The sequence below is a fragment of the Rhodococcus sp. JG-3 genome (assembly GCF_000482405.1).
Classification (GTDB): Bacteria; Actinomycetota; Actinomycetes; order Mycobacteriales; family Mycobacteriaceae; genus Rhodococcoides; species Rhodococcoides fascians.
Genome location: NZ_KI519398.1, coordinates 2805823 through 2829843 on the forward strand (window position 1 = coordinate 2805823; position 24021 = coordinate 2829843).

Here is a 24021-nt window from a genome sequence, read left to right on the forward strand (position 1 = left end):
TCGATCGGGCAGGGAGGTAAGTTACCCACCAGTAACTACGGTGGGGTAACCTCGTAGCAGAACGTAGAACTGCACCAACCGTTCGACTTGCAGCAACCGTTAGAACACTCACGATCAGCAGAACATGACCAGGAGGTCGACGCAGACCCATGACGAACATCGTTGTTTTGATCAAGCAGGTTCCAGACACATGGTCCGAGCGCAAGCTCAGCGACGGTGACTACACCCTCGATCGCGAGGCTGCAGACGCCGTTCTCGACGAGATCAACGAGCGGGCCGTCGAAGAAGCCCTGCTCATCAAGGAAGCTCAGGGCGGTGAGGTCAAGGTTCTGTCCGCAGGCCCCGATCGCGCCACCGACGCGATCCGCAAGGCTCTGTCGATGGGCGCGGACAGCGCGGTACACCTCAACGACCCGAGCCTGCACGGCTCCGACGCCATCCAGACCGGGTACGCCCTGGCTGCGGCACTGGGCAACGTCGCGTTCGAGAACGACGAGCCTGCCGATCTCATCATCGCGGGTAACGAGGCCACCGACGGCCGTACCGGCGCAGTTCCGGCGATCATCGCCGAATACCTGCAGATCCCGGCCCTGACGCAGCTGCGCAAGCTGTCCGTCGCAGACGGCAAGGTCACCGGCGAGCGCGAGACCGACGAGGGCATCTTCGGACTCGAAGCCACGCTGCCCGCCATCGTGAGCGTCACCGAGAAGATCAACGAGCCTCGGTTCCCGTCGTTCAAGGGAATCATGGCCGCCAAGAAGAAGACGGTGCAGACCATCACTCTGGCCGACATCGGTGTCGAGGACGGCATCGTCGGCGTCGACAACGCCGGAACGACGGTCACCTCGTCCACCCCCAAGCCTCCCAAGACTGCCGGCGAGCGGCTCACCGACGAGGGCGACGGCGGCGACAAGATCGCCACCTACCTCGTAGGCCAGAAGATCATCTGATCCCGCCCCACCGAGCAATCGAAGACCAACGAGGAGCAAAGTCATGGCAGAAGTACTCGTGCTCGTGGAGCACGTCGAAGGAACACTGAAGAAGGTCAGCTCCGAGCTGATCACCGCGGCCCGCGCACTGGGTGAGCCGTCCGCGGTCGTCACCGGCCCGGTCGGTACCGCCGACAAGGTCGCCGACGCGTTGACCGAGGCCGGTGCCGAGAAGATCTACGTCGCCGAGTCCGACGACGTCGACGGATTTCTCGTCACGCCGAAGGTCGACGTTCTGTCGTCCCTCGCCGAGTCGGTCTCGCCTGCGGCGATCATCACCGCAGCGACGATCGAGGGCAAGGAAGTTGCCGGCCGCCTCGCCGCCCGTCTGGGCTCGGGCTACCACAACGACGTCGTCGCGATCAACGGCGACGGCAGTGCCGTCTACTCCATCTTCGGTGGTGCGTTCACCGTCGAGGCCAAGGCCAACGGCGACGTCCCCGTCCTCTCGCTGCGCCCCGGCGCAGTCGAGGCAGAGCCGAAGGCCGGAGCGGGAACCCGCGAGACCGTCGAGGTCCCGGCGCAGGAAGAGGGCACCGTCAAGGTCACCTCGCGTGATCCGATCGTCGGCGGCGACCGTCCGGAACTGACCGAAGCAACGGTCGTCGTCTCCGGTGGCCGTGGCGTCGGCAGCGCCGACAAGTTCACCGTCGTCGAGGATCTGGCAGATTCGCTGGGTGCCGCAGTGGGTGCCTCGCGTGCCGCCGTGGACTCCGGTTACTACCCGGGCCAGTTCCAGGTGGGCCAGACGGGCAAGACCGTCTCCCCGCAGCTGTACGTTGCACTCGGCATTTCCGGAGCCATCCAGCACCGTGCCGGCATGCAGACCTCGAAGACCATCGTCGCGGTGAACAAGGACGAGGAAGCACCCATCTTCGAGATCGCCGACTACGGCATCGTCGGTGACCTGTTCAACGTCGCGCCTCAGCTGACCGAGGCCGTCAAGAAGCACAAGGGATAGCCTCTCGGCGAAAATCTCTGCTCGACGGGCCCTCATCGCGATTGCGGTGGGGGCCCGTCGCGTTTCGACGGGCGCAATCGTGTTCATGCAAACTCTTCCGACACTTCTCCTCGGCGATGCCCGGTAGTCTTCCCCGCTCGTTAGACACACCTCATGACCACTTCCGTCATGAGCTCGACTGCATCGATCGTCCCGGCCACCGACCGCTATTCGCTCGTGTTGTCCACCGACCCCGAACACCGACTCGCGGCGCAGCGCCTGCGCTACGACGTGTTCGCTTCCGAGCCCGGCTTTGCCATACCCACCGACACGGACGGTCTGGACGCCGACCGGTTCGACGATTTCTGCGACCACCTTCTCGTTCGCGACCAGTGGACCGACACGTTCGTCGGTTGCTATCGCATGTTGCCGCCGCAGGCCGCGGTGTCGGCAGGCGGCTATTACACCGCAACCGAATTCGACATCTCCGCGCTCGATCCGGTCGGGATGAACATCGTCGAAATGGGTAGGGCTGCTGTGCATCCCGACCACCGATCGGGGTCGGTCCTCGGCCTGATGTGGGCGGGAATCCTGCACTACCTCGACGTGACGGGATACGAGTGGGTGATGGGTTGCGTGTCGGTTCCGATGCAATCGGCTCCCGGGGAAGCGGTCGGGGCCAACGTGCGTGGTGTTCGCGACCGGCTGTTGGATCGACACGCGACAGCGGTCGACAGGCGGGTCGTGCCCTACAATCCCGTGGTCGTCGACGGCGTCGATCTCCTCGACATTCCGGCGGCGAAGCGAGCGTCCATGCCGCCGTTGATGAACGGTTACCTCCGGCTCGGTGCCTCCATCTGCGGTGAGCCCGCCCACGACCCGGAATTCGGAGTGGCGGATTTCGTCGCGCTCCTCGGCCTGCACGAGGCCAACACCAGGTATCTGGACCGTCTTCGTTCTGCAGCAACGACATTCGAGTCGGGTGCCCGATGACGCAACCCCTGGTTCGCGCACACGCCTGGATGCCGTCCTCTCCGTGCAGTGACGGGTGTCTGCCGAAGAATCCGCCCACGGTGCGTCGAATCGTCCTCGTTCTGCGCATCGTTGCGGCAATCGCGGCCTTTGCGCTGCTGCCGCTGTTGGTCGTCCTGGGGGTGCCCTTTCCCCGGGTACGGCATGCATTGACGCGGCTGGGCGCTCGGATGCTGCTATCGGCCATCGGCATCGATCTCACCGTGCTCGATACACGCTCGGAGCGAGAGCGGTCGCGTACGGCAGGTGGTGCCCTGCACGTCTCCGGACACATTTCGTGGACCGACGTCGTCGTCCTCACGGCAGTGCGCCCGTCGACGTTCGTTGCCCGAGCCGATCTGGTGGACTGGCCGCTACTCGGGCGACTGGCCCGGGCCATGAAGGTGCTTCCCATCGATCGCGCACGACTGCGTGAGCTCCCGGCCGTTGTCGACCAGGTTGCCGACCGAATCCGCGCGGGCGCTTCGGTTGTCGTGTTCCCCGAGGCCACCACCTGGTGTGGGTTGGCCTACGGATCGCTTCGCCCGGCCCTGTTGCAGGCTGCCATCGATTCCGAGACGTGGGTGCAGCCCATCCGGCTGCGCTATCTCGATCGACACGGCGAACCGACCACCGCGACGTGCTTCGTCGGAGACGAGACGATCGGAGCGTCGATCGGCCGCATCTTCCGGCTCGCCGGACTGCGCGCCGAGGTCGAGTTCACCGCCCCGGAAGCGCCCGGCGGCGATCGACACGACCTCGCGCGGCGCTGCGAGGTGGCGATTCGACGCGACGACGGAGTAGAGCCTGCGGAACGACCCCGGAAGGACGTCTACGACCCGGCGGTGCACGAGGTGATGGCCGAAGCCGAGCGAAGCCCCAGCGCGCCGACGGTTGCAGCTGCCTGATCCACAGCTGAACCGGGCGACCGTGGACCCACCTCGCGCAGGTAGGTCTGCGGTCGCTGGACCGGGTATCGTCGAGCGCGTTATGCCTTCTGTGCGCAGTACGCCTGCCCCCGCCCCGCCGCAGCCATCGGTGTACCTCGATCACGCCGCGACCACTCCCATGTTGCCGTGTGCGATCGAGGCGATGAACTCGGTGTTCGGCACCGTCGGGAACGCGTCGTCGCTGCACACCTCGGGCCGGTCCGCCCGTCGCCGAGTCGAGGAATCTCGCGAGTCGATTGCCGCGGACCTCGGTGCGCGCCCGTCCGAGGTGATCTTCACCTCCGGTGGTACCGAAAGCGACAATCTCGCCGTCAAGGGCATCTTTTCGGCCCGTCGAGACTCGAACGCTGCACTGACCAGGATCATCGCCAGCTCGGTGGAGCATCACGCCGTGCTCGACGCGGTGGAGTGGCTCGTCGCGCACGAAGGGGCGAGTGTCACCTGGCTCCCGGTCGACGACGAGGGCCGGGTCACCCCCGATGTGCTGCGCGCCGAGCTGGCTCTGCACGCAGACGAGACCGCGCTGGTGACGGTCATGTGGGCCAACAACGAGATCGGCACCGTCATGCCGATCGCCGAACTCGCAGCGGTTGCCGCGGAGTACGGCGTTCCGATGCACAGCGACGCCGTGCAGGCCGTACCGCACCTACCAGTGGGATTCGCCGACAGCGGTCTGTCCGCCCTGAGTATCGCTGCGCACAAGTTCGGGGGCCCGCAGGGCGTCGGAGCCCTGTTGCTGGGCCGTCAGGTCCCGTGCGTGCCGCTGTTCCACGGTGGTGGTCACGAACGTGACGTCCGGTCCGGCACGCCCGACACGGCCGGCGTCGTCGCGATGGCGGCCGCACTGCGATCGACGGTGCAGAATCTGTCGCTGCACGGGGAACGAACTCGCGCGTTGCGTGATCGACTCATCACCGGGGTTCGCGAGGTGGTTTCCGACGCCATCCTCAACGGCCCGGAGGGCGACGGGCGGCTCGCCGGCAACGTGCACTTCACTTTCCCCGGGTGCGAGGGGGATTCGCTGTTGATGCTTCTCGACGCCGCGGGCATAGAATGTTCGACGGGATCCGCCTGCACGGCGGGTGTGGCGAGCGCGAGCCATGTTCTGATCGCGCTCGGGTGCGATCCGGGCGTGGCCCGCGGATCCCTTCGGTTCTCTTTGGGAACCGGCTCGTCCGATTCGGACATCACCACTGTGCTTGCGGCCCTGCCGCAGGTCGTCGAACGTGCTCGTGCCGCCGGACTCGCCGGCGTCGGAGCTCGAGGAGGAAATCGCTGATGCGTGTTCTTGCTGCCATGAGCGGGGGAGTCGACTCCGCAGTCGCCGCGGCTCGAGCCGTCGACGAGGGGCACGACGTCGTGGGCGTTCATCTGGCGCTGTCCACCGCTCCCGGGGCGCTGCGGACCGGCTCTCGCGGGTGCTGCTCGAAAGAAGACGCCGGGGATGCACGCCGAGCTGCCGACGTCCTCGGAATACCGTTCTACGTCTGGGACTTCGCGGATCGGTTCAAAGAAGACGTCATCGACGACTTCGTCGCCTCGTACGCCGCGGGGGAGACTCCGAACCCGTGCCTGCGGTGCAACGAGAAGATCAAGTTCTCCGCGCTCGCGGACCGCGCGTTGGCACTGGGCTTCGACGCCGTCGCGACGGGGCACTACGCGCAACTGCACGACGGAGTTCTGCGGCGTGCGGTGGACGCCGACAAGGATCAGTCCTACGTGCTGGCCGTCCTGAACCGCGGGCAGCTCTCGCGTGCGATGTTCCCCATCGGCGACACCCCCAAGTCCGAGATCCGCGAGGAAGCAGCCGAGCGGGGTCTCGCCGTCGCCGACAAGCCGGACAGTCACGACATCTGCTTCATTCCCTCGGGCGACACCCGGGCCTTCCTCGGCGCACACATCGGTGTTCGTCCCGGCAAGGTCGTCGACTCCGAGACCGGAGCCGAGTTGGCGGACCACGACGGTGTGCACGGCTTCACCATCGGCCAGCGTAAGGGTCTCGGGGTGGAAGGACCGGCCGTGGACGGCCGTCCGCGCTACGTCACCTCGATCGAACCGGACACCGGCACCGTCATGGTCGGTTCGGCGCAAAAGCTCGACGTCTGGTCCATCACCGGAGACCGCGCAGTGTGGACCGAGGGCACCGCGCCCACCGGGCCCATCGAATGCGTCGTACAGGTTCGGGCGCACGGCGGGCTGACCGACGCGGTTGCCGAGGCCGTCGGCGACGGGATGGAGATCCAGCTCCGGGCACCCTTGACCGGTGTCGCCAAAGGGCAGGCAGCGGTGTTGTACCGCAAGGACATTCACGGTGACATCGTGATCGGCAGCTCGACCATCTCGGGCACCCGATCCGAGCGCGAGTGACCCCGAGCACGTTCGGAGGGCTGGCGACCGGCATAGGTTCGTGGCCCGGCACCGACGTTCGTGAGGCCGTCGCCATCGTCCTCGGCGAGCTGGGTGAACTGCCACACGTGGTCGAACTGCCAGGGCGCGGGCTCGGTGCCGACATGATCGGCCGCACCGGAGCCATCATGGTCGACGTCGAACTCGACGTCCGGACGTCGGGCTACCGCGTCGTACCGCGTCCGATGCTGGCCGGTCGCCGTGCGACCGACTTTCTCACCGAGGATCTGGACGTGCTCGAGGAACTGTGGGAGGTCGCGGGACTACGCGGTGCCGGCCGGACCATCAAGGTGCAGGCTGCAGGACCGTTCACCATGGCCGCGCAGGTCGAATTGCGGCACGGACACCGCGCGCTGACCGACCGCGGCGCTCTACGGCACTTCGCGGAATCCCTCGGCGAAGGGTTGCGCCTGCACTGCGCAGAAGTGGCACGCAGACTCTCGGCGAACGTGGTGGTCCAACTCGACGAACCCAGTCTCGCCGCCGTTCTCGCGGGCAGTCTGACCGGGATCACCGGTATCGACTCGGTGCGCGCGATCCCGGAACCGGAGGTTCTGGACCTGCTCGACTCACTGATCGACACCATCGCGTTACCGGTCGCTGTGCACTGCTGTGACGGGGGAGCTCCCGTCGATCTGCTGCGCCGAACCCGAGCCGTCGCGGTGGCCGTGGATGCACACGAGCTGCGCCGAACCGACCTCGATGCGCTGGGAGAGCTGCTCCAGGCCGGCAAGACCCTCGTACTGGGATCGGTGCCGTCGGCAACCCCGGACCGACCACCCTTGTGGCGCGAGTGCGCCGAGCCCGGTGTGAAGTTGGTCGACAGCCTCGGCTTCGATCGTTCGATACTCGCTTCGCAGGTGTCGGTGACGCCGTCCTGCGGCTTGGCCGGAAGCACGCCCGAGTGGGCTCGTCGAGCAACGGCTCTCACCCACGAGGTTGTCGCGGCCTATCGGGACGCACCCGAATCGTTGTGACCACGGACCGGGACATTGTGACGAAACACAGTGTGCCGAGTCGGAATGCCTGGAGCGTCCTGCGGCTCCGTCCCGGGTCGTTCGGGACGTACAACAGGTGTGACATCATTCACACGGCCGTCGGGGGTCTGCTTTGAATCGGTGGGAGTTCGTACATGGCATCAGGTGGTCGCGGCTTCGATGAAGTCGCCTCCCTCCGACGTTCCGGCCGGCATCGACGCGGAGTTCTGGCCAAACTCGCCGCCGCCACGTCGGATTGGTACCGGGCTCCGCACGACTTCGAATGGATCATCAACCACCGGTCCACTCGTCCACTGACGGGAATCATCCGGGTCGTCTTCGGCACCGCCGTCCTGATGTATGCCCTCACGTCGATTCTCATGTTGTTCAGCGATCTCGGCCCCACCGGTTCGCCGGCAATCGGGTGGGTCTTCTTCGTCCTGTTCACGCAGGTACTCGTTGCCGCACGGTGCGTGTTCGGCCCGATCCCCGGGAAGAAGTTCTTCGTCGGGTTCCTGGCGTTCGGCGACATTCTGACCACCTCGGTGCTGGTGTTGTACGCGCCGGTCGCGTCCTTGATCGGAACGGTGCTGTTCGCCGTCACCGGAGCGTTCTGTACGTATTTCCTCAGCCCTCGATTGCTCGTCGCCCACCTGGTGTGGACGGCGACGTTCATCATCGGCTTCGGTATTCGCACGTTCCTCGCTGTGATGGACGGCGAGGTGGTTGCCGTCGACGGACCGGCGGTCGCGACGGCGACGGTGGTGCTGTTGCTGGCAACGGTGGCGGTACCGGTGTTCGCGCAGGTGGCGTGGACGACGTTGTCCAACGACGCCAAGCGGTCGGTACTCGATCCTCTGACCGGGGTGTACAACCGCCGCGGTATCGACAGTGAACTGCTCGACCTGTGGCAGCTCGCGAACAAACGCGGACTGTCGATGGCGTTCCTGGTGGTCGACATCGACAAGTTCAAGGCCGTCAACGACCGCTACGGCCACAGCCGGGGCGACGAGGTCATCGTCCGGGTCGCGGATCGGCTGCGCAGACTGGCCCGCCACCACGGCGGAGTGCTCGCGCGAACCGGTGGCGAAGAATTTCTGCTGGCCGTCGTCGGACATGCGCAGAGCACCGTCGACCTCGGCGTCGATGTGGTGCGCGTGCTGTGCGACCACCGGGACGATATTCCGGTCACGGCGAGCGTCGGTATGGCACTGCTGCGTGAGGACTCCGCGCTGTGGGACGTGGGCACCTCCGTCGTGGGACGAGCGGCTCGCACGGCGGACGCGGCGATGTATCGGTCCAAGCAGTCCGGCGGGAACAGTGTGGTCGTCGACGAGATCTGACACGGGGATCTGCGATGATCGAGACATGTATCGACTCTCGGACGCCCAGCGGCGCGGTCTGCCCGCCGGTGTCCTGCTCTCGGTGATGGCCTCCGTCCTCGGCGGTATCTACTCCGACGACTTCCTGACCGGATTCGCGCTGACCGCCGGAATCTGCGCGGTGGCGTTGATCGCCGCCACCCTGCTGCTGGGCCTGATGGGCAGATAGCCTTCCGGACGCAGGATCGTTTCGATGTCGGTGCCGTCGGATAATCTTCGTCACGTGCCTGAGCCGACCGAACTGCCTGCAGGAACCGACGATGCCGCCGAGGCTGCCGGAGTCGAACTCGATCCTGCCACCCCTGCCGACCGCGAGCGGTGGCAGACACTGGCCGAGGAAGTACGTGGACATCAATTTCGCTACTACGTGCGTGATTCGCCCATCGTCTCGGACGGTGAATTCGATGCCCTGCTGCGCGAACTGAACGATCTCGAACAAGCCCACCCGGACCTGCGCACGGCCGATTCACCGACCCAACTCGTGGGCGGTGGTTTCGCGACGGAGTTCACCGCCGTCGACCATCTGGAACGAATGCTGAGCTTGGACAACGTGTTCGATCACGACGAGCTCCGTGCGTGGGCCAAGCGGGTCGAGACCGAGGCCGGTCCGGATCTGCACTACCTGTGCGAAGTCAAGATCGACGGTGTGGCGTTGAACCTGGTGTACGAGAACGGCACTCTGGTGCGCGGTGCGACCCGAGGTGATGGGCGGACCGGCGAGGACGTCACGCTCAATGCTCGGACGATCGACGACATACCCGATACCTTGACCGGCAGCGCCGAATATCCGATCCCGGAGCTGCTCGAGGTGCGCGGTGAGGTGTTCTTCCGGCTCGAGGACTTTCAGGCGCTCAACGCGGCGCTCGTCGAAGAGGGCAAACCCCCGTTCGCCAATCCGCGGAACTCGGCGGCGGGCTCGCTGCGCCAGAAGAACCCGGCCGTGACCTCGAAGCGGCGTCTCGGCATGATCTGTCACGGCTTCGGACGGATGGTCGGCTTCACCCCCGATTCGCAGTGGCACGCCTACGAGGCTCTGCAGGCGTGGGGTCTGCCGATCTCGACCCACACGACGCGCGTGCAAGGCATCGATGCCGTCGTCGAGAAGGTCGAGTACTGGGACAAGCACCGCCACGACGTCGAGCACGAGATCGACGGCCTGGTGGTCAAGATCGACGAGATGTCGTTGCACCGTCGGCTCGGAACGACGTCGCGAGCACCGCGGTGGGCCATCGCGTACAAATACCCACCTGAGGAAGTCACCACCACCCTGCTGGACATTCGCGTCAGCGTCGGCCGAACCGGTCGAGTGACTCCGTTCGCGTACATGACGCCGGTGCTCGTCGCGGGGTCCACGGTGTCTCTCGCGACCCTGCACAACGCGTCGGAGGTCAAGCGCAAGGGTGTTCTGATCGGTGACACCGTCACGATTCGCAAAGCGGGAGAGGTCATTCCGGAGGTGCTCGGCCCGGTCGTCGACGCCAGGACCGGCGACGAGACCGAATTCGTCATGCCCACCGAATGCCCGGAATGCTCGACGCCGTTGGCACCGGCGAAGGACGGCGACGCGGACCTGCGCTGCCCCAATTCGCAGTTCTGCCCGGCGCAACGCCGTGAGCGTGTGTTCTTCGTGGCCGAACGGCAGCGTTTCGACATCGAGGGTCTCGGATACGAAGCGGCGACGGATCTTCTGGCCACCGGTGCGATCGAGGACGAGGGCGATTTGTTCTCGCTCACCGAAGAAGACCTGATGAAGACGGCGATCTTCCGCACGAAATCGGGCGCATTGTCGGCCACCGGTCGCAAACTGCTCGACAATTTGTCCTCCGCCAAGAATCAGCCTCTGTGGCGAGTGCTGGTGAGCCTGTCCATTCGCCACGTCGGCCCCTCCGCCGCACGAGCCCTCGCCGGAGAATTCGGCAGGCTCGAGCGCATCGAAGCAGCGTCCGTCGAGGAGTTGTCGGCGGTGGACGGGGTGGGCGGCACCATCGCGGCTGCTGTGTCCGAATGGTTCGAGGTCGACTGGCACCGGGCCATCGTGGAGAAATGGCGGAATGCCGGTGTGCGGATGGAGGACGAGCGAGACGCCTCCATCGAGCGAAATTTGGAAGGCCTGTCGATCGTCGTCACCGGTTCGCTCGAGTCCTACTCGCGCGACGAGGCCAAAGAAGCGATCCTGCTGCGGGGTGGAAAGGCCGCCGGTTCGGTTTCGAAGAAGACGGCGTTCGTCGTCGTCGGTGAATCGCCCGGTTCGAAGCACGACAAGGCCGTCGAGCTCGGCGTACCGGTCCTGGACGAGGCAGGGTTCACGCGTCTGTTGACCGAAGGCCCGGACGCAGTGTCGGAGCCGACGACGGACACCGACGCGTCGCAGTAGGGGAGACCGGGCGAGTTCCGGTGATCAGGTCAGGACGGTTGCGACGATCCCGGCGAGATAACCGAGCCGGGCTACCTCCGACGGCCTGAACTCGGGCCCTCCCGGCCGGCCGAGCATCAGCACGGTGCCGGTGGTGCCGAGGGGAGCGGCAGCGATCTTGGTGTCCATGTCCCGCCACACCTGAGGTACCCAGTCTGCGTCGGAGTCGAGTGCAGCGGGAGAGGTCAACGGGAACCAGGGTAGTTCGGCGGCGTGTGTTTCGGGTGCGCCCGGGCTACCGACCAGGCGGAACGGACCGTGCGCATTGGTGGCCACCACGGTGCTCCAGCCCACGCGCAGAACGCGGGGAGCGCCGTCGACCAGAACTTGCAGACGGTCGTCGGATGCCGCTGCGACCCGGTCGATCAGTTCCAGTTCGCGATGGGTGTCGAGAACGCCGGTGTACGGCCGGATCGAGTCCACGCGGACGTCGGTGAGGTTCTCGGCTGCAGTGATCAGCGTGTCGGGAAGCGAACCGGGCGCAACGTCGACCACAAGGTCGTCGACCGCATAGCCGTCGCCGCGTTCGATGACGTCGAGCGAGAGGATGTCCGCTCCGACCGAGCCGAGGGCCACGGCCAGCGATCCGAGGCTGCCCGGCCGGTCGGGCAGCTGTACGCGGAGCAGGTAGGACATGGCACGCTCCCTTTCGACGTCTGGCGTAGTTCAGGGAACACTGTGCACCCCCGGCGCGAGCAATCTTTGCATCTTCGACCTGGCCGGCTCGACACGCAACGCGGGACGTGACAATTCTGACACTCGTGCGGGCGAGATCGGCGGCCGATCGAGACCGCTGACCGGGAGTGAGGTCGGCGAAACGGTGCGCACTAGGCTGGACCGCGTTCGCGGACCTGTGCGGTTCGCTCTGCGCAAATACGGGGCCGGTTCCTGCAGGCCCCACTCCTACTGTGTGAAAGGGGTCTACGCGGTGCCCGATATCTCCCGCGACGAGGTCGCTCACCTCGCCCGGCTGTCGCGCTTGGCTCTCAGCGACGCCGAACTCGACGAGTTCGCCGGCCAGTTGGATTCGATCCTCCATCACGTCAAGACCGTGGCCGAGGTGGCGACGGACGACGTTGCGCCGACAGCCAACCCCAGCGACATCGTCAATGTGACGCGTCCCGATGTGATCGTTCCCGGTCTGACGCCGGAGCAGTCGCTGTCCGGTGCACCGAATGCCGAGGAGGGCCGTTTCGCGGTGCCGCAGATTCTGGGAGAGAGCGAATGACCGACCTGACCAAGCTCGACGCGTCCGAGCTCGCCGACCGTATCCACTCGCGTGACGTCAGTGCGGTGGAGGTGACCCGGGCACATCTGGATCGGATTGCCGAGGTCGACGGCGACCTTCACGCTTTTCTGCATGTCGCGAGCGCGCAGGCGCTGGCCGCGGCGAGCGACGTCGACGCCGGGCTGGCCGCGGGCTCGGCACCGGCCTCACCGCTCGCCGGGGTGCCGTTGGCGCTCAAGGACGTGTTCACCACCACCGACATGCCGACCACCGCCGGCTCGAAGATTCTCGACGGGTGGGTGTCGCCGTACGACGCGACGCTGACCTCGAAGCTGCGAGCCGCGGGCATTCCGGTTCTCGGTAAGACAAACATGGACGAGTTCGCGATGGGCTCCTCGACCGAGAACTCCGCGTACGGACCGACCAAGAACCCCTGGGACACCACCCGGATCCCGGGCGGCTCGGGAGGCGGAAGCGCGGCTGCGCTTGCCTCGTTCCAGGCACCGTTGGCCATCGGCACCGACACCGGTGGATCCATCCGGCAGCCCGCGGCACTGACCGGCACCGTGGGAACCAAGCCGACGTACGGCAGCGTCTCGCGGTACGGACTCATCGCCTGCGCCTCCTCGCTGGATCAGGGGGGACCCTGTGGTCGTACGGTGCTCGACACCGCGTTGCTGCACGAGGTCATCGCGGGTTACGACCCGCGGGATTCCACGTCGGTCGACACCCCGGTTCGTCCCGTCGTCGAGGCGGCCCGAGAGGGCGCTCGCGGCGACCTGACCGGAGTGAAGGTGGGTGTGGTCAAGGAGTTGCACTCGGACAACTATCAGTCCGGTGTCATCTCGTCCTTCGACGCCGCAGTGGCCGCATTGACCTCGCTCGGCGCCGAGGTTGTCGAGGTGTCGTGCCCCAACTTCGTCCATGCATTGGCTGCGTACTACCTGATTCTCCCGTCCGAGGTGTCGTCCAACCTGGCTCGGTTCGACGGAATGCGGTACGGCCTGCGTGCGGGCGACGACGGCCACCACAGCGCCGAGTCGGTCATGGCCACCACCCGCGCTCAGGGGTTCGGGCCGGAGGTCAAGCGCCGCATCATGATAGGCACCTACGCGCTGTCGGCCGGTTACTACGACGCGTACTACGGATCGGCCCTGAAGGTCCGCACCTTGATCGCGCAGGATTTCGACGCGGCATACGAGAAGGTGGATGTGCTCGTGTCGCCGACGACCCCGACGACGGCATTCCCGTTGGGCGACAAGGTCGACGACCCGATGGCGATGTACCTCAACGATCTGTGCACCCTGCCCACCAACCTCGCCGGCCACTGCGCGATGTCGGTGCCGTCCGGACTGGCGTCCGAGGACGGTCTGCCGGTGGGTCTGCAGATCATGGCTCCCGCGTTCGCAGACGAGCGGCTCTACCGCGTCGGCGCTGCGTACGAGGCTGCCCGCGGCGATCTGCGGTAGTTCGAGGTGCTGCATCGGTGGGCCGCCCGGTTGGCGCATCTGCCCTTGCTCGGTGGAGCGGTCCCGGTCATCGGATTGGCGGCGGCCACGGTGCTGGCGATCGTGGCCGCCGGTGCGATCGTGGTTCGCATCCGCCGTGGCCGTCCGCTCGGCTCGCCCGTCGGTGGGCTGAGCGCACTGGGCCTGGCAGCGGCGCTTCTGGTGGCGACCGCCGTACTGACCAACCTGACGGTGACGCGGTACCCCACGGCCGCGTCGGCACTCGGGCGTACACCGGTCGTGCACGTCGAAGGACACGGCCGGTTGTTCGACGTGGAGGTGCCCGGCACGGTGTCGCAGTTCCGTGCTCGTCCGGCGACGGTCTATCTTCCTCCCGCGTACGACGACGGAGCGGACGACCTCCCGGTACTGGTGCTGCTCACCGGACAGCCCGGCCACGTGGTCGACTGGATCGAAGGTGGCCGACTACCGCAGACGATGGACGCATTCGCGGCACGTCACGGCGGCGTCGCCCCGGTTGTCGTCGTCGCCGACGGGCTGGGGGACACCGAAGCCAACCCGATGTGCATGGATTCGGACCTCGGTAATGCTGCGACGTATCTGACAGTCGATGTCCCACAGTGGGTTCGGTCGAACCTCCACGTGTCCTCGGACCCGCGATCCTGGGCGGTCGGCGGGTACTCCTACGGCGGAACCTGCGCCCTTCAGCTCGCGACGACGGACCCGTCGGCGTACCCCACATTTCTCGACATCTCCGGTGAGGACGAACAACGTCGTGGCACCAGAGCGGAGTCGGTCCTTGCTGCGTACGGGGCGGACACACCGGCCGACGAGGATCGGTTCGATCGTTATACGCCTTTGAAAGTACTCTCCCGCAACAGCTTTCCCGACTCTGCCGGTGCCTTCGTCGTCGGAGCCGACGACGAGGAGTTCAGGCCGCAGACCGAGCGGGCCTACCGGGCAGCCGCCGCCGCGGGCATGGATGTGCACTACAGCGAGCTGCCGGGAGGACACTCGATGCAGGTCTGGGCGCCTGCGCTCGATCAGGAGATGGACTGGCTCGGCAATCGGCTCGGTCTGCTCGGCTGACGGACCAGCACTCCCTTTTCCGGCGGCCCCTCTCGTTAGCGGCAGCGAGCCATGGCCTCGCCTTGGTCGGTCCCGTATCGATGGCCGTGGCCCGACGTGACATCCAATGCGGCGAGCAGGTCGACGGACGTCTGCAGGAAGCCGACGACAGGCAACCACGGCGGCCGTGGGGCGTCGATCGTGAACGTCGTCGTATCCGGCGGCGACCACAACAGATCGAGAGACCATCGCGCGACGGGGTCCGACGAGTTGGCCAGGACGGCGGCACCGTCGGTGTCGACCGATCCCGCGGGCGGGCCGGCCCAGACAGCCCCGCAGAGTGACGAAATGTTCTGTTGCACGGCAAGGTACGCATCACTTCCTGCAACCGAACCCAGGCTCTGGCCGTACACGACGACTTTCGGTGTGGTCGGCTCCGCCGCCGCTCGGGTGGCGACCGCTCGAACCACGGCGTTCGCGGACCGGCGGGCGTCGTCCTCGGCGAACAGGAAGGTCGCCCAACTCGGCTTGTCGGAGTACTGCACCGCCACCGTCGCGACGTCACCGCCGAACGTTCTTTCGGCCCCGGTGATCGCATTCTCGTCCACCCAGCCGGACCCGGTAGGAATCGCGACCACGACGACGCTGCGTTCGAAGGCTCCAGCCCGTTCCATCTCGGAGACGGCCAGTGCTACACGCTCGTCCGGTGTCGCGGCCGACTCGAGTCCCACGTACGTCCGTACGGTGTCGAGATCCTGCCCTCCCGACGCGAACGCGCGGCCCTCGCGTCCCAGCGTGCGCCACGGTGCCGAGGATCCGGGACCGCCGGATCTCGTCTCCGATGTCGGGGCGGCCACTGCGTCGTCCATCGCCGAGTTCGAGGCCGAGTACGAGGCCGACAGAGTGGACCGCACGAACGGAACGGCCAGGGTGTATAACAGCGCAGCGACCGTGACGAGCAGTGCCACGCAACGGTTCCGGCCCAGAGTGGAGCAGATTCGCCGGAGCGCGTCACCGGCTCCGCACAGTACGAGCGCAACGCACAGGGCACCCCCGGCAACGTCGACGGCGTAGCTCCAGCTCACCGGCTCGACGTTCATCGCGGCTCGTAATCGATTCTGCCAGTGCATGTTCGAGGCCAACGCGACGCTCGAGATCAGTGCAGCAGTGACGACGGTCCACGCTCGTAGTCGTAGCGACGCGGGCCGTCGTCGCCTGAACGCCCGTCGGCCCGCCCATGCGACCGTCAGAGCGAGTGCCACCATGATTCCGGTGAACAGGGCCGCGGTGGCGGTGGAACGGGGCAGAAGTGACGGAGCCGAGGAGATCGCCACAGCCGCTGCAACGGACACCGACGTGCCGAGTCTCGGCAAGCGAAGACGGTTGGGCGAGAAGTTATCCGATGCGACCGGGGTCTCGACCCCACGGTTCGGGATGGCCGTGGTGGACATCAGCGTCGGTCCGTCAGGATCGGGGTCATCGACACACGTCGGTACCGCGCGACAACGGACGCGATCAGCAGCGTCAGCGCCAGCACGGCTCCGAACAGTGTCAGGGGCATGGCGGGTTCGGCGACCGGTGCACCGAACGATTGTCGCCAGGAATTGAGGTCGACTGCCGTTGCCGCCACGACCGCAGCTGCGTTGCAGATCTGCCGGGACCCGTCGTCGGTGCGATGGTGACAGGCGTCGTGCATGCGACTGTCGAGTTGGGCGTCGATCGCCCTGCGCCACTGTGGGTCGACGGTCGTGCCCGTCGCGTTCGCGTACCGGAGGAGGTCGTAGCCCAGGTCGTGGGCTCGGCACGCAGCCTCGAACTCGGGTGGCAGTGGGATCGGGGACGAACAATCCCCGCCGGGATTGCTCGCCATCCCGTCCTGCACCGCGGGCCGGTAGCCCATGACGTCCGCGAAGTCGCTCGGGATGGTCGACGCAGCGTCCTCGGCGGGTTCGGCGACCAGTGCACGAACGGTCAGTGCCACGGGGGAGCGACGGCCCTCGGTGGGTGTCGACGTTGCTGCTCCCGTCGTGGCGGTCACGACGACGATGGCAGCTGCCACGCACATCAGGGTGCGAGATATGTTCCGGCTCATGGCGATCGACGCTAAGTTCGGCCGGCCGAGGCGAGCATCGCTCCGAGGTTCGGCTGTGGTGAGTGCCCCCGGGACCGGTTCGACGCGGTCCTGATACCTCCGAGCCATGCCGAACCGATACCCCGGTACGAGGACGCCGGCGGTCGATGCTGCCTAGGCTCGAGACGTGCGAAAGAAAAGGTCGACGAGTCTCGAACTCGGGGTACGTGCTCGGCGCCGGGTGCCCGAGCAGATCGGCGGTGTCCGTTCGGTCGACGTGCTGATCATCGCGGTGACGGCAATTCTGTACTCGATCGCGTGGCCGACACTGACGGTCACGCATCAGGTTTCGGTTCCGTTGCTACCGTTCGTCGCAGCGTTGGCAGCGTTTCCGTTCGCTCTGATCAGACTCAATCCAGCGATGGGGTGGGCGGTATCGGCGCTGTCCGCGTTGGTGATTCCGGCGGCGTTCGACCGCGTTCCGGATTACGACTACCCGTGGCAAGTGGTGCACATCCTCGTCCTGTTGGCGTTGCTGTTCGCGGTCGCGCTGCGTTCTCCGGCGCAGGTGCTGTTGGTGGCGTGGTTGGCCAGCATGCTGGTGTTCTTCGCGTACATGCCGGGCTCCGACGGAATCGGGTGGTCGGTGGGCCTGACTGCCGTGGTGGTGTTCGGGCTGCTGATCCGGTGGCTCGTTCTCTCGCGCAGGCAGCTCGCGCAGCAGGAGGAGGTCAGCGAACTCGAACGCACTCGCCGCACGATTCTCGAGGAGAGGGCGAAGATCGCCCGCGATCTGCACGACGTCGTGGCACACCACATGTCGATGGTCGTCGTTCAGGCCCAGAGCGCGCCGTACCGACTGGACGACGTGTCACCGGCCGCGGCTCGGGAATTCGAGTCGATCGGCGCGAGTGCACGCGAGGCGCTCAACGAAATCCGGGGGATGCTCGGGGTACTGCGCAGTGATGGAGCGCAGATGCAGGACGCGCCCGCGCCGAGTGCACTGGATCTCGAACGCACATTGCAGGCGAGTCGCAGAGCGGGCATGAATGTGCGGTGGACCATCACCGGTACCGTCGAATCGGTTTCGGAGACAACAGGACTGGCCCTGTTCCGTATTCTGCAGGAATCGCTGTCCAATGCCGCGCGCCATGCGCCCGAAGCCGAGGTGGAGGTGTGTATCGCGATCGGCCCTGCCGTCGTGGACATGACGGTGATCAACGCACCGGCTCCGAACCCGAGCATCTCCCGCACTCCCGGAAGCGATTGCGGCGGGCACGGAATCGCGGGAATGCGCGAGCGAGCGCAGGCCGCACACGGCCGGCTGCATGCAGCCCCTCTGCCCGGCGGTGGGTTCGAGGTTGCGGTTCGTGTGCCGACCGGAATGTCGACTCCGCCGGCAACGGGTGACGCCGGCGACGCGGTTTAGGCTGTCACGCGTGGTTACAACGGTGTTCATCGCCGACGATCAAGCGATGGTGCGGCAGGGGTTCGGTGCACTGCTCGGCGCTCAGGACGACATCTCGGTCGTCGGCGACGCCGACAACGGTCGTACCGCCGTCAGGGAGGTAGCGCGGCTGTTGCCGGACGTGGTGCTGATGGACGTGCGCATGCCCGAGATGAACGGGCTCGACGCGGCCCGCGCGATCCTGTCCGCGTCGCACGCGTCGCCGGTCCGCGTCCTGATGCTGACGACCTTCGACATCGACGATTACGTCTACGAGGCCCTGGCTCTCGGGGCCAGCGGATTCCTCCTCAAGGACGCGCCGGCCGAGGAACTGATCAGAGGCGTACGAGTCGTCGCGGCCGGCGATGCGCTCCTGGCACCGTCGGTGACCCGACGGCTCATCTCCGACGTCACGACTCGTCGCGGTGCGCGGAGGAACACTCCTTCGCGCCTGGCCGATCTGACGCCGCGCGAGCGCGAGGTTCTCGAACTGATCGCGACCGGTATGTCCAATGCGGAAATTGCAGGTGCGCTGTTCTTGGCCGAACAGACGGTCAAGACCCATGTGGGCAAGGTGCTGAGCAAGCTCGGGCTACGCGACCGCGCGCAGGCGGTCGTGCTGGCCTACGAAACCGGTGTCGTCACGCCCAAGTGAGGCCGACCGGTACCGGCGCGCGCGGGGACCCACGCCCGATTAGGCTGATGTTCGTCACTTCGGTCCGCTCCGCGGGCCTGCGAGCAGAGAGGCCAAAATCGATGCGCATCGGAGTTCTGACCGGAGGCGGCGATTGCCCAGGGCTCAATGCGGTGATCCGCGCTGTCGTTCGCACCGCCGACGCGCGATACGGCTCCACGGTCGTCGGATTCCAGGACGGGTGGCGTGGGCTTCTCGAAGACCGTCGGGTCCAGCTGCGCAACGACGACCGCAACGACCGGCTGCTCACCAAGGGCGGCACCATGCTCGGGACGGCTCGAACCAACCCCGACGTGCTGCGGGCCGGTCTCGACCGAGTCAAGCAGACCCTCGAGGACAACGGCATCGACGTGTTGATTCCGATCGGCGGTGAAGGAACTCTGACGGCAGCTGCGTGGCTGTCGGAGGAGGGCGTACCGGTGGTCGGTGTCCCCAAGACGATCGACAACGACATCGATTGCACCGACGTCACATTCGGCTTCGACACGGCGCTCACCATCGCCACCGATGCGATCGACCGACTGCACAGCACCGCCGAATCGCACCAGCGAGTGATGCTGGTGGAGGTGATGGGGCGACACGCAGGCTGGATCGCGTTGCACGCGGGATTGGCCTCGGGCTCGCACATGACTCTCATCCCGGAGCAGCCCTTCGACGTCGAAGAGGTATGTACGTTGGTGCGCAAGCGTTTTCAGCGGGGCGACTCCCACTTCATCTGTGTCGTGGCCGAAGGGGCCAAGCCCGTCGAAGGTTCGATGCATTTGCTCGACGGCGGTATCGACGAATTCGGTCACGTCCGATTCACCGGAGTCGCACATCAGCTCGGCGTCGAGATCGAACGTCGCATCAACAAAGAGGTACGCACCACGGTGCTCGGTCACGTGCAGCGCGGCGGCACTCCCACTCCGTACGACCGTGTGCTCGCAACGCGATTCGGTGTCAACGCCACCGATGCCGCGCATTCCGGAGACTTCGGAAAGATGGTGTCGCTGCGCGGTGCCGAGATCGGCCTGGTGTCGTTGGCCGAGGCCACCAAACAACTCAAGCGGGTCCCTCAGACCCGGTACGACGACGCGGCAGCGTTCTTCGGCTGACCCCGAGGCGATCGGTGCCCGAGGACACGTGGTTACTCGGGTGGCGAATGCAATGCATAAACTACGGAGCATGACTGCTGCAACCGTCGATCTGATCGATTACGACGATGTGCTCGCCACGTTCGACCCCGTGCTCGGCATGGAGGTCCACGTCGAGTTGGGTACGGCCACCAAGATGTTCTGTGGTTGCCCCACCGCGTTCGGTGCGGAGCCCAATACGCAGGTGTGCCCGGTGTGCCTCAGCCTCCCCGGCGCACTGCCGGTGGTCAACGCTGCTGCGGTGGAGTCGGCGATCCGTATCGGGCTGGCGCTCAATTGCTCGATCACTCCGTGGGGGCGGTTCGCGCGGAAGAATTACTTCTACCCGGATCAGCCTAAGAACTACCAGATCTCGCAGTACGACGAGCCGATCGCCACGGAGGGGTACCTCGACGTCGTGCTCGACGACGGCAGTACGTTCCGCGTCGAGATCGAGCGTGCCCACATGGAGGAAGACACCGGCAAGTCGACGCACGTCGGTGGCGCAACCGGACGAATCGAGGGCGCATCGCATTCGTTGCTCGACTACAACCGTGCCGGTGTGCCCCTGGTCGAGATCGTGACCAAGACCATCACCGGTACCGGGGCGCGGGCCCCGGAGGTGGCGCGGGCGTACGTGACCGCATTGCGTGACCTGTTGAAGTCGCTGAACGTCTCCGATGTGCGGATGGATCAGGGTTCGTTGCGTTGCGATGCCAACGTCTCGTTGATGCGGAAGTCGGCCACCGAGTTCGGTACTCGCACCGAGACGAAGAACGTCAACTCGCTCAAGAGCGTCGAGGTCGCCGTGCGCTACGAGATGCGCCGTCAGGCTGCAGTGCTCGAATCCGGCGGCGAGGTGACGCAGGAAACCCGACATTTCCAGGAGTCCGACGGCACCACCACGGCGGGCCGGAAGAAGGAGACCGCGGAGGACTACCGCTACTTCCCGGAGCCCGACCTCGCTCCCGTGGCCCCGGATGCGGCGTGGATCGAGGAGCTGCGAGCCACTCTGCCCGAGCTGCCGTGGTTGCGCCGCGGGCGAATTCAGAAGGACTGGGGCGTCTCCGACGAGGAGATGCGCGACTTGGTCAACTCGGGTGCTCTCGAACTCGTGGCGGCGACCGTCGACGCGGGCGCGTCGGCGCAGGCTGCGCGGTCGTGGTGGGTGTCGTACCTGGCGCAGCAGGCCAACATCGCCGGCGTCGAATTGGGGGATCTGGCGATCACTCCGGCTCAGGTGGCCGAGGTGGCAGCCTTGGTGGCCGACGGCAAGGTCAACAACAACGGTGCCCGTCAGATCGTGGACGGCGTCTTGGCCGGTGAGGGCGAGCCCGCAGAGGTGATGTCGGCGCGGAACCTGGTGTTGGAGAAGGACGACACCAAGCTCCAAGCCGCCGTCGACGAAGCACTTGCCGCGAACCCCGGTGTGGTGGACAAGATTCGCAGTGGCAAGGTCCAGGCCGCCGGCGCCATCGTCGGCGCGGTGATGAAGGCGACGCGGGGACAAGCCGATGCCGCCCGAGTCAAGGAACTCGTGCTGGCGGCGTGCGGTCAGTCCTGATCGACGCATGAGCAGGGCGGCCGGGCAGCGATTGCTGCCCGGCCGCCCTGGTCGTTCGAAGGAGCTGTCGGATCAGTCGAAGCCGCCACCACCGCCGGCAGGGAACGGCACCTTGACGACGCGGTCGTCGGTGGGGCCGACGGCAGTGCCGTTCTTGTTCACCGTCCCCACCAGAATCTGACCGTCGCTCGTGCTGGTCGCCCCGTTCAACTGCCCGTACTTGTCCTGGATCAACAGGGTCGGCTCGGCGGACACGGCTCCGGTGTTCGGGTCCGTGGCCAGTGCTGCAACAGCTTTCGCTGTGGTGAGGGCAACCGCGACGCCGCTCTGACCGGCGGCGCACCCGGCCACACCCGGACGGTCGGGCCAGGTCCACACCGGGGAGAACACTGCTCCCAGCTTGTCGATGCGCTGCAGGCGATCCTCGGTGGCGGTGCGGTCGGTGACGTAGATGTTGCCGCTGCCGTCGGTGCACACGTCGCCCGCTGTACCGATGCCACTGAGCGCGATATCCGGACGCGGGGGAGTGGGAGTGGGCGACAGTGATGTCACGCGTAACAGCTTGCCGGACAACGAGTTCGGGTTGGCGGCGGCGACGGGATCGCCGTTGTCGCCGGTCAACACCAGAAGTTCGTTCGGCGTGTAGAACTCGAGGGAACCTCGAACTCCCGCGGCCCCGCGGGGGATTCCGGTCAAGATATCCTTGGGTACGTCCCCCTGCGCGAGCCGAACGACCCGCGTATCCGACGCCGTCGTGATCAGCGCGTAGAGCAGTTTGTCCTCTGCGTACGTGGGCGAGAGTGCGATGTCCAGCAGACCTCCGTCGCCCGTGCCGTCGACGGGGATCGTGGCCACCTGCTGTGGCGTCCGGCCTGCGGTGACCTCCATGATGCGGCCGGTCCTGCGTTCTGCCACGAGGCTGCTCTGGCCGTCGGGAAGAGCTACGAGTCCGCCCGTGGTGTCGAGGCAGGTGGCGATCACTGCCGGGTCGGGATCCACGCACGGTCCCGATACGGGCTGCGGGGCGTTCGGACCCGCCGGGGGCGAGGTCTCGCTGGGAGTGGTGGGTTTGAGCTCGGCAGCTCCGACATCCGGCGCGGGGGTGAACGGGGACGAGTTGGAATCGTCGAATCGGGCGCACCCGGCGAGCAGAACAGCCGTCGTCGACAGGGCGACCACAGCCGCGCGGGCAGTTCGTGACGATGCTCCGAGCGGCTTCATGGTTCGAACGTTACGGAACGTCGAGTCCGACGCGCCACGCGGCCGTGAGCGTCAACGTCGGTGGCGCGGGGTTGTCGGCCTTAGTGTGGGGAGGTGACCGATACACCGCGTGACCCCAACCAGCAGGATCCCTCGTACGAACCGGCCGAGAGCCCGTACGACAACCCCACCGAGAAGATTTCGCCCACGCGTTCGGGTTCCGACGCGTCCGGTGCATCGACCACAGCGTTCGGTGCGCAGCGTTCGGATCGTCTGCCCCGAACCGACGACGAGTTGGACTTCCCGAATTCCTCCGCATCCGACAAGCGGAGCACCGATGCGGCACCGACAGAGAAGATCCCGACCTACCGCCCGTCGGCCTTCGCCGACTCGCCGACCCAGACGCCGACGACGGCTACGACGGCCGGTGCCACCTCGAACGCGTACTCGGATCGTCCGACGGAGTATCTCGGTCAGTCCTCCGATTCGACGGTCGCTGCCCCGGCAGCCCCGGTGCGCACCGAGACCGTGGAAGTTCCGGCCCGACGCGGCACCACCGATCTGGGCCTGTTCGTCCTACGCGTCGCCATCGGAGCAGTGTTCCTCGGGCACGGCTTACAGAAGCTCGTCGGATTGTGGAACGGTCCCGGGCTGGACGGATTTCAGAATCTCCTGGAGGAGTCCGGGTTCCGATACCCGGAGATCCTCGCCATCGCGGCCGCGGCCGGCGAAACCCTCGGCGGCGCACTGCTGATCCTGGGACTGGCGACGCCGCTGGCCGGTGCAGCTGTGTTGGCGACCATCATCAACGCCTGGTGCTTCAAGCAGGTGGCGGAGCCGGGGCTGCAGTTCTCCGGTGCCACCGGCGTGGAGTACGAAACCGTTCTCGGCTTCGCGGCCGCGGCCATCATTCTCACCGGACCCGGAAAGATCGCGTTCGACGGCCGCCGCGGCTGGGCGACCCGCCCGCGCATCGGATCGTTCCTCGCACTCGCGGTGGGAATCGCTGCGGGCGTGTGCATCTGGATCTTCCTCAACGGAGCGAACCCGGTCGTCCGCTGATCCGGTCGACAACCAACCATGTGAGTGGTTCCTCGTAG

At 66.4% G+C, this 24021-nt stretch carries 22 protein-coding genes; 18 read left to right on the forward strand and 4 right to left on the reverse strand.

The genetic code is table 11. The features are described 5' to 3' along the window. The first annotated feature begins 149 nt into the window (after positions 1-149). The 10 genes from K414_RS0114690 (at position 150) to ligA (ending at position 11029) form a co-directional block, all read left to right on the forward strand. Positions 150-950: an electron transfer flavoprotein subunit beta/FixA family protein gene (locus K414_RS0114690; RefSeq protein WP_027496624.1), complete on the forward strand. Its 801-nt coding sequence runs from the start codon at positions 150-152 to the stop codon at positions 948-950. Between the two features lie 43 nt (positions 951-993). After that, entirely contained in the window at positions 994-1950 is a 957-nt protein-coding gene (locus K414_RS0114695) for an electron transfer flavoprotein subunit alpha/FixB family protein (protein WP_027496625.1), read from the forward strand. Positions 1951-2103: 153 nt separating this feature from the next. Next, on the forward strand, positions 2104-2922 hold the full coding sequence (locus K414_RS0114700) for a GNAT family N-acyltransferase (protein WP_027496626.1): 819 nt from the start codon (positions 2104-2106) through the stop codon (positions 2920-2922). Then, a complete protein-coding gene (locus tag K414_RS27055) occupies positions 2919-3848 on the forward strand; it encodes a lysophospholipid acyltransferase family protein (protein WP_051365119.1) in 930 nt (309 codons plus the stop codon). Before K414_RS0114700 ends, K414_RS27055 begins: the two co-directional genes overlap by 4 nt. 82 nt (positions 3849-3930) lie before the next feature. Continuing rightward, positions 3931-5169: a cysteine desulfurase family protein gene (locus K414_RS0114710; RefSeq protein ID WP_027496627.1), complete on the forward strand. Its 1239-nt coding sequence runs from the start codon at positions 3931-3933 to the stop codon at positions 5167-5169. After that, a complete protein-coding gene (gene mnmA / locus K414_RS0114715) occupies positions 5169-6257 on the forward strand; it encodes a tRNA 2-thiouridine(34) synthase MnmA (protein ID WP_027496628.1) in 1089 nt (362 codons plus the stop codon). Before K414_RS0114710 ends, mnmA begins: the two co-directional genes overlap by 1 nt. Beyond that, a complete protein-coding gene (locus tag K414_RS0114720; protein WP_027496629.1) occupies positions 6254-7273 on the forward strand; it encodes a methionine synthase in 1020 nt (339 codons plus the stop codon). Before mnmA ends, K414_RS0114720 begins: the two co-directional genes overlap by 4 nt. A gap of 155 nt (positions 7274-7428) precedes the next feature. After that, on the forward strand, positions 7429-8616 hold the full coding sequence (locus tag K414_RS0114725) for a GGDEF domain-containing protein (protein ID WP_051365120.1): 1188 nt from the start codon (positions 7429-7431) through the stop codon (positions 8614-8616). Between the two features lie 25 nt (positions 8617-8641). Further along, positions 8642-8824, forward strand: a complete 183-nt coding sequence (locus tag K414_RS0114730) for a hypothetical protein (protein WP_027496631.1) — start codon at positions 8642-8644, stop codon at positions 8822-8824. A gap of 24 nt (positions 8825-8848) precedes the next feature. Continuing rightward, a complete protein-coding gene (gene ligA / locus K414_RS0114735; protein WP_152530433.1) occupies positions 8849-11029 on the forward strand; it encodes an NAD-dependent DNA ligase LigA in 2181 nt (726 codons plus the stop codon). A 24-nt stretch (positions 11030-11053) separates the two neighbouring features. Here the strand turns inward: ligA and K414_RS0114740 are convergent, their stop codons facing one another. After that, positions 11054-11704: an amino acid-binding protein gene (locus tag K414_RS0114740; RefSeq protein WP_027496633.1), complete on the reverse strand. Its 651-nt coding sequence runs from the start codon at positions 11702-11704 to the stop codon at positions 11054-11056. Between the two features lie 292 nt (positions 11705-11996). On the opposite strand from K414_RS0114740, the gene gatC reads away from it, so the two are divergent. From gatC to K414_RS27060, 3 genes are read left to right on the forward strand one after another with little or no spacing between them, the layout of a single operon-like run. Further along, a complete protein-coding gene (gene gatC / locus K414_RS0114745; RefSeq protein ID WP_027496634.1) occupies positions 11997-12296 on the forward strand; it encodes an Asp-tRNA(Asn)/Glu-tRNA(Gln) amidotransferase subunit GatC in 300 nt (99 codons plus the stop codon). Beyond that, the gene (gene gatA, locus K414_RS0114750) at positions 12293-13765 is read left to right on the forward strand and encodes an Asp-tRNA(Asn)/Glu-tRNA(Gln) amidotransferase subunit GatA (RefSeq protein WP_027496635.1); all 1473 of its coding nucleotides are present in this window, start codon (positions 12293-12295) and stop codon (positions 13763-13765) included. The genes gatC and gatA overlap by 4 nt, the downstream gene beginning before the upstream one ends. A gap of 6 nt (positions 13766-13771) precedes the next feature. Then, entirely contained in the window at positions 13772-14854 is a 1083-nt protein-coding gene (locus K414_RS27060) for an alpha/beta hydrolase-fold protein (protein ID WP_051365121.1), read from the forward strand. Between the two features lie 35 nt (positions 14855-14889). Here K414_RS27060 and K414_RS0114760 read toward each other — a convergent pair whose 3' ends face one another. Beyond that, positions 14890-16284 carry an alpha/beta-hydrolase family protein gene (locus tag K414_RS0114760; protein ID WP_051365122.1) on the reverse strand — a complete coding sequence of 465 codons (1395 nt, stop codon included), beginning with the start codon at positions 16282-16284 and terminating at the stop codon, positions 14890-14892. Beyond that, entirely contained in the window at positions 16284-16925 is a 642-nt protein-coding gene (locus K414_RS27065; protein WP_051365370.1) for a hypothetical protein, read from the reverse strand. Before K414_RS27065 ends, K414_RS0114760 begins: the two co-directional genes overlap by 1 nt. A gap of 220 nt (positions 16926-17145) precedes the next feature. Here K414_RS27065 and K414_RS27070 point away from each other — a divergent pair, with 220 nt between their 5' ends. The 4 genes from K414_RS27070 (at position 17146) to gatB (ending at position 21721) form a co-directional block, all read left to right on the forward strand. Then, the gene (locus K414_RS27070; protein ID WP_037219267.1) at positions 17146-18333 is read left to right on the forward strand and encodes a histidine kinase; all 1188 of its coding nucleotides are present in this window, start codon (positions 17146-17148) and stop codon (positions 18331-18333) included. A 10-nt stretch (positions 18334-18343) separates the two neighbouring features. Continuing rightward, positions 18344-19006 carry a response regulator transcription factor gene (locus K414_RS0114775; protein WP_027496637.1) on the forward strand — a complete coding sequence of 221 codons (663 nt, stop codon included), beginning with the start codon at positions 18344-18346 and terminating at the stop codon, positions 19004-19006. Positions 19007-19107: 101 nt separating this feature from the next. Then, on the forward strand, positions 19108-20139 hold the full coding sequence (locus K414_RS0114780; protein ID WP_027496638.1) for an ATP-dependent 6-phosphofructokinase: 1032 nt from the start codon (positions 19108-19110) through the stop codon (positions 20137-20139). A gap of 70 nt (positions 20140-20209) precedes the next feature. Continuing rightward, a complete protein-coding gene (gene gatB, locus K414_RS0114785) occupies positions 20210-21721 on the forward strand; it encodes an Asp-tRNA(Asn)/Glu-tRNA(Gln) amidotransferase subunit GatB (protein WP_027496639.1) in 1512 nt (503 codons plus the stop codon). Positions 21722-21793: 72 nt separating this feature from the next. On the opposite strand, the gene K414_RS0114790 is transcribed toward gatB, so the two are convergent. Further along, positions 21794-22942: a PQQ-dependent sugar dehydrogenase gene (locus K414_RS0114790; RefSeq protein WP_027496640.1), complete on the reverse strand. Its 1149-nt coding sequence runs from the start codon at positions 22940-22942 to the stop codon at positions 21794-21796. Positions 22943-23035: 93 nt separating this feature from the next. Between K414_RS0114790 and K414_RS0114795 the strand changes: the two genes are divergently transcribed. Further along, positions 23036-23983 carry a DoxX family protein gene (locus tag K414_RS0114795; RefSeq protein WP_027496641.1) on the forward strand — a complete coding sequence of 316 codons (948 nt, stop codon included), beginning with the start codon at positions 23036-23038 and terminating at the stop codon, positions 23981-23983. The last annotated feature ends 38 nt before the right edge of the window (positions 23984-24021 follow it).

Coding starts and splice junctions, on each gene's coding strand:
- K414_RS0114690 (WP_027496624.1), top strand. CDS start 150: ATGACGAACATCGTTGTTTTGATCAAGCAGGTTCCAGACACATGGTCC.
- K414_RS0114695 (WP_027496625.1), top strand. CDS start 994: ATGGCAGAAGTACTCGTGCTCGTGGAGCACGTCGAAGGAACACTGAAG.
- K414_RS0114700 (WP_027496626.1), top strand. CDS start 2,104: ATGACCACTTCCGTCATGAGCTCGACTGCATCGATCGTCCCGGCCACC.
- K414_RS27055 (WP_051365119.1), top strand. CDS start 2,919: ATGACGCAACCCCTGGTTCGCGCACACGCCTGGATGCCGTCCTCTCCG.
- K414_RS0114710 (WP_027496627.1), top strand. CDS start 3,931: ATGCCTTCTGTGCGCAGTACGCCTGCCCCCGCCCCGCCGCAGCCATCG.
- mnmA (WP_027496628.1), top strand. CDS start 5,169: ATGCGTGTTCTTGCTGCCATGAGCGGGGGAGTCGACTCCGCAGTCGCC.
- K414_RS0114725 (WP_051365120.1), top strand. CDS start 7,429: ATGGCATCAGGTGGTCGCGGCTTCGATGAAGTCGCCTCCCTCCGACGT.
- K414_RS0114730 (WP_027496631.1), top strand. CDS start 8,642: ATGTATCGACTCTCGGACGCCCAGCGGCGCGGTCTGCCCGCCGGTGTC.
- ligA (WP_152530433.1), top strand. CDS start 8,849: ATGTCGGTGCCGTCGGATAATCTTCGTCACGTGCCTGAGCCGACCGAA.
- K414_RS0114740 (WP_027496633.1), bottom strand. CDS start 11,704: ATGTCCTACCTGCTCCGCGTACAGCTGCCCGACCGGCCGGGCAGCCTC.
- gatA (WP_027496635.1), top strand. CDS start 12,293: ATGACCGACCTGACCAAGCTCGACGCGTCCGAGCTCGCCGACCGTATC.
- K414_RS0114760 (WP_051365122.1), bottom strand. CDS start 16,284: ATGTCCACCACGGCCATCCCGAACCGTGGGGTCGAGACCCCGGTCGCA.
- K414_RS27065 (WP_051365370.1), bottom strand. CDS start 16,925: ATGAGCCGGAACATATCTCGCACCCTGATGTGCGTGGCAGCTGCCATC.
- K414_RS0114780 (WP_027496638.1), top strand. CDS start 19,108: ATGCGCATCGGAGTTCTGACCGGAGGCGGCGATTGCCCAGGGCTCAAT.
- gatB (WP_027496639.1), top strand. CDS start 20,210: ATGACTGCTGCAACCGTCGATCTGATCGATTACGACGATGTGCTCGCC.
- K414_RS0114790 (WP_027496640.1), bottom strand. CDS start 22,942: ATGAAGCCGCTCGGAGCATCGTCACGAACTGCCCGCGCGGCTGTGGTC.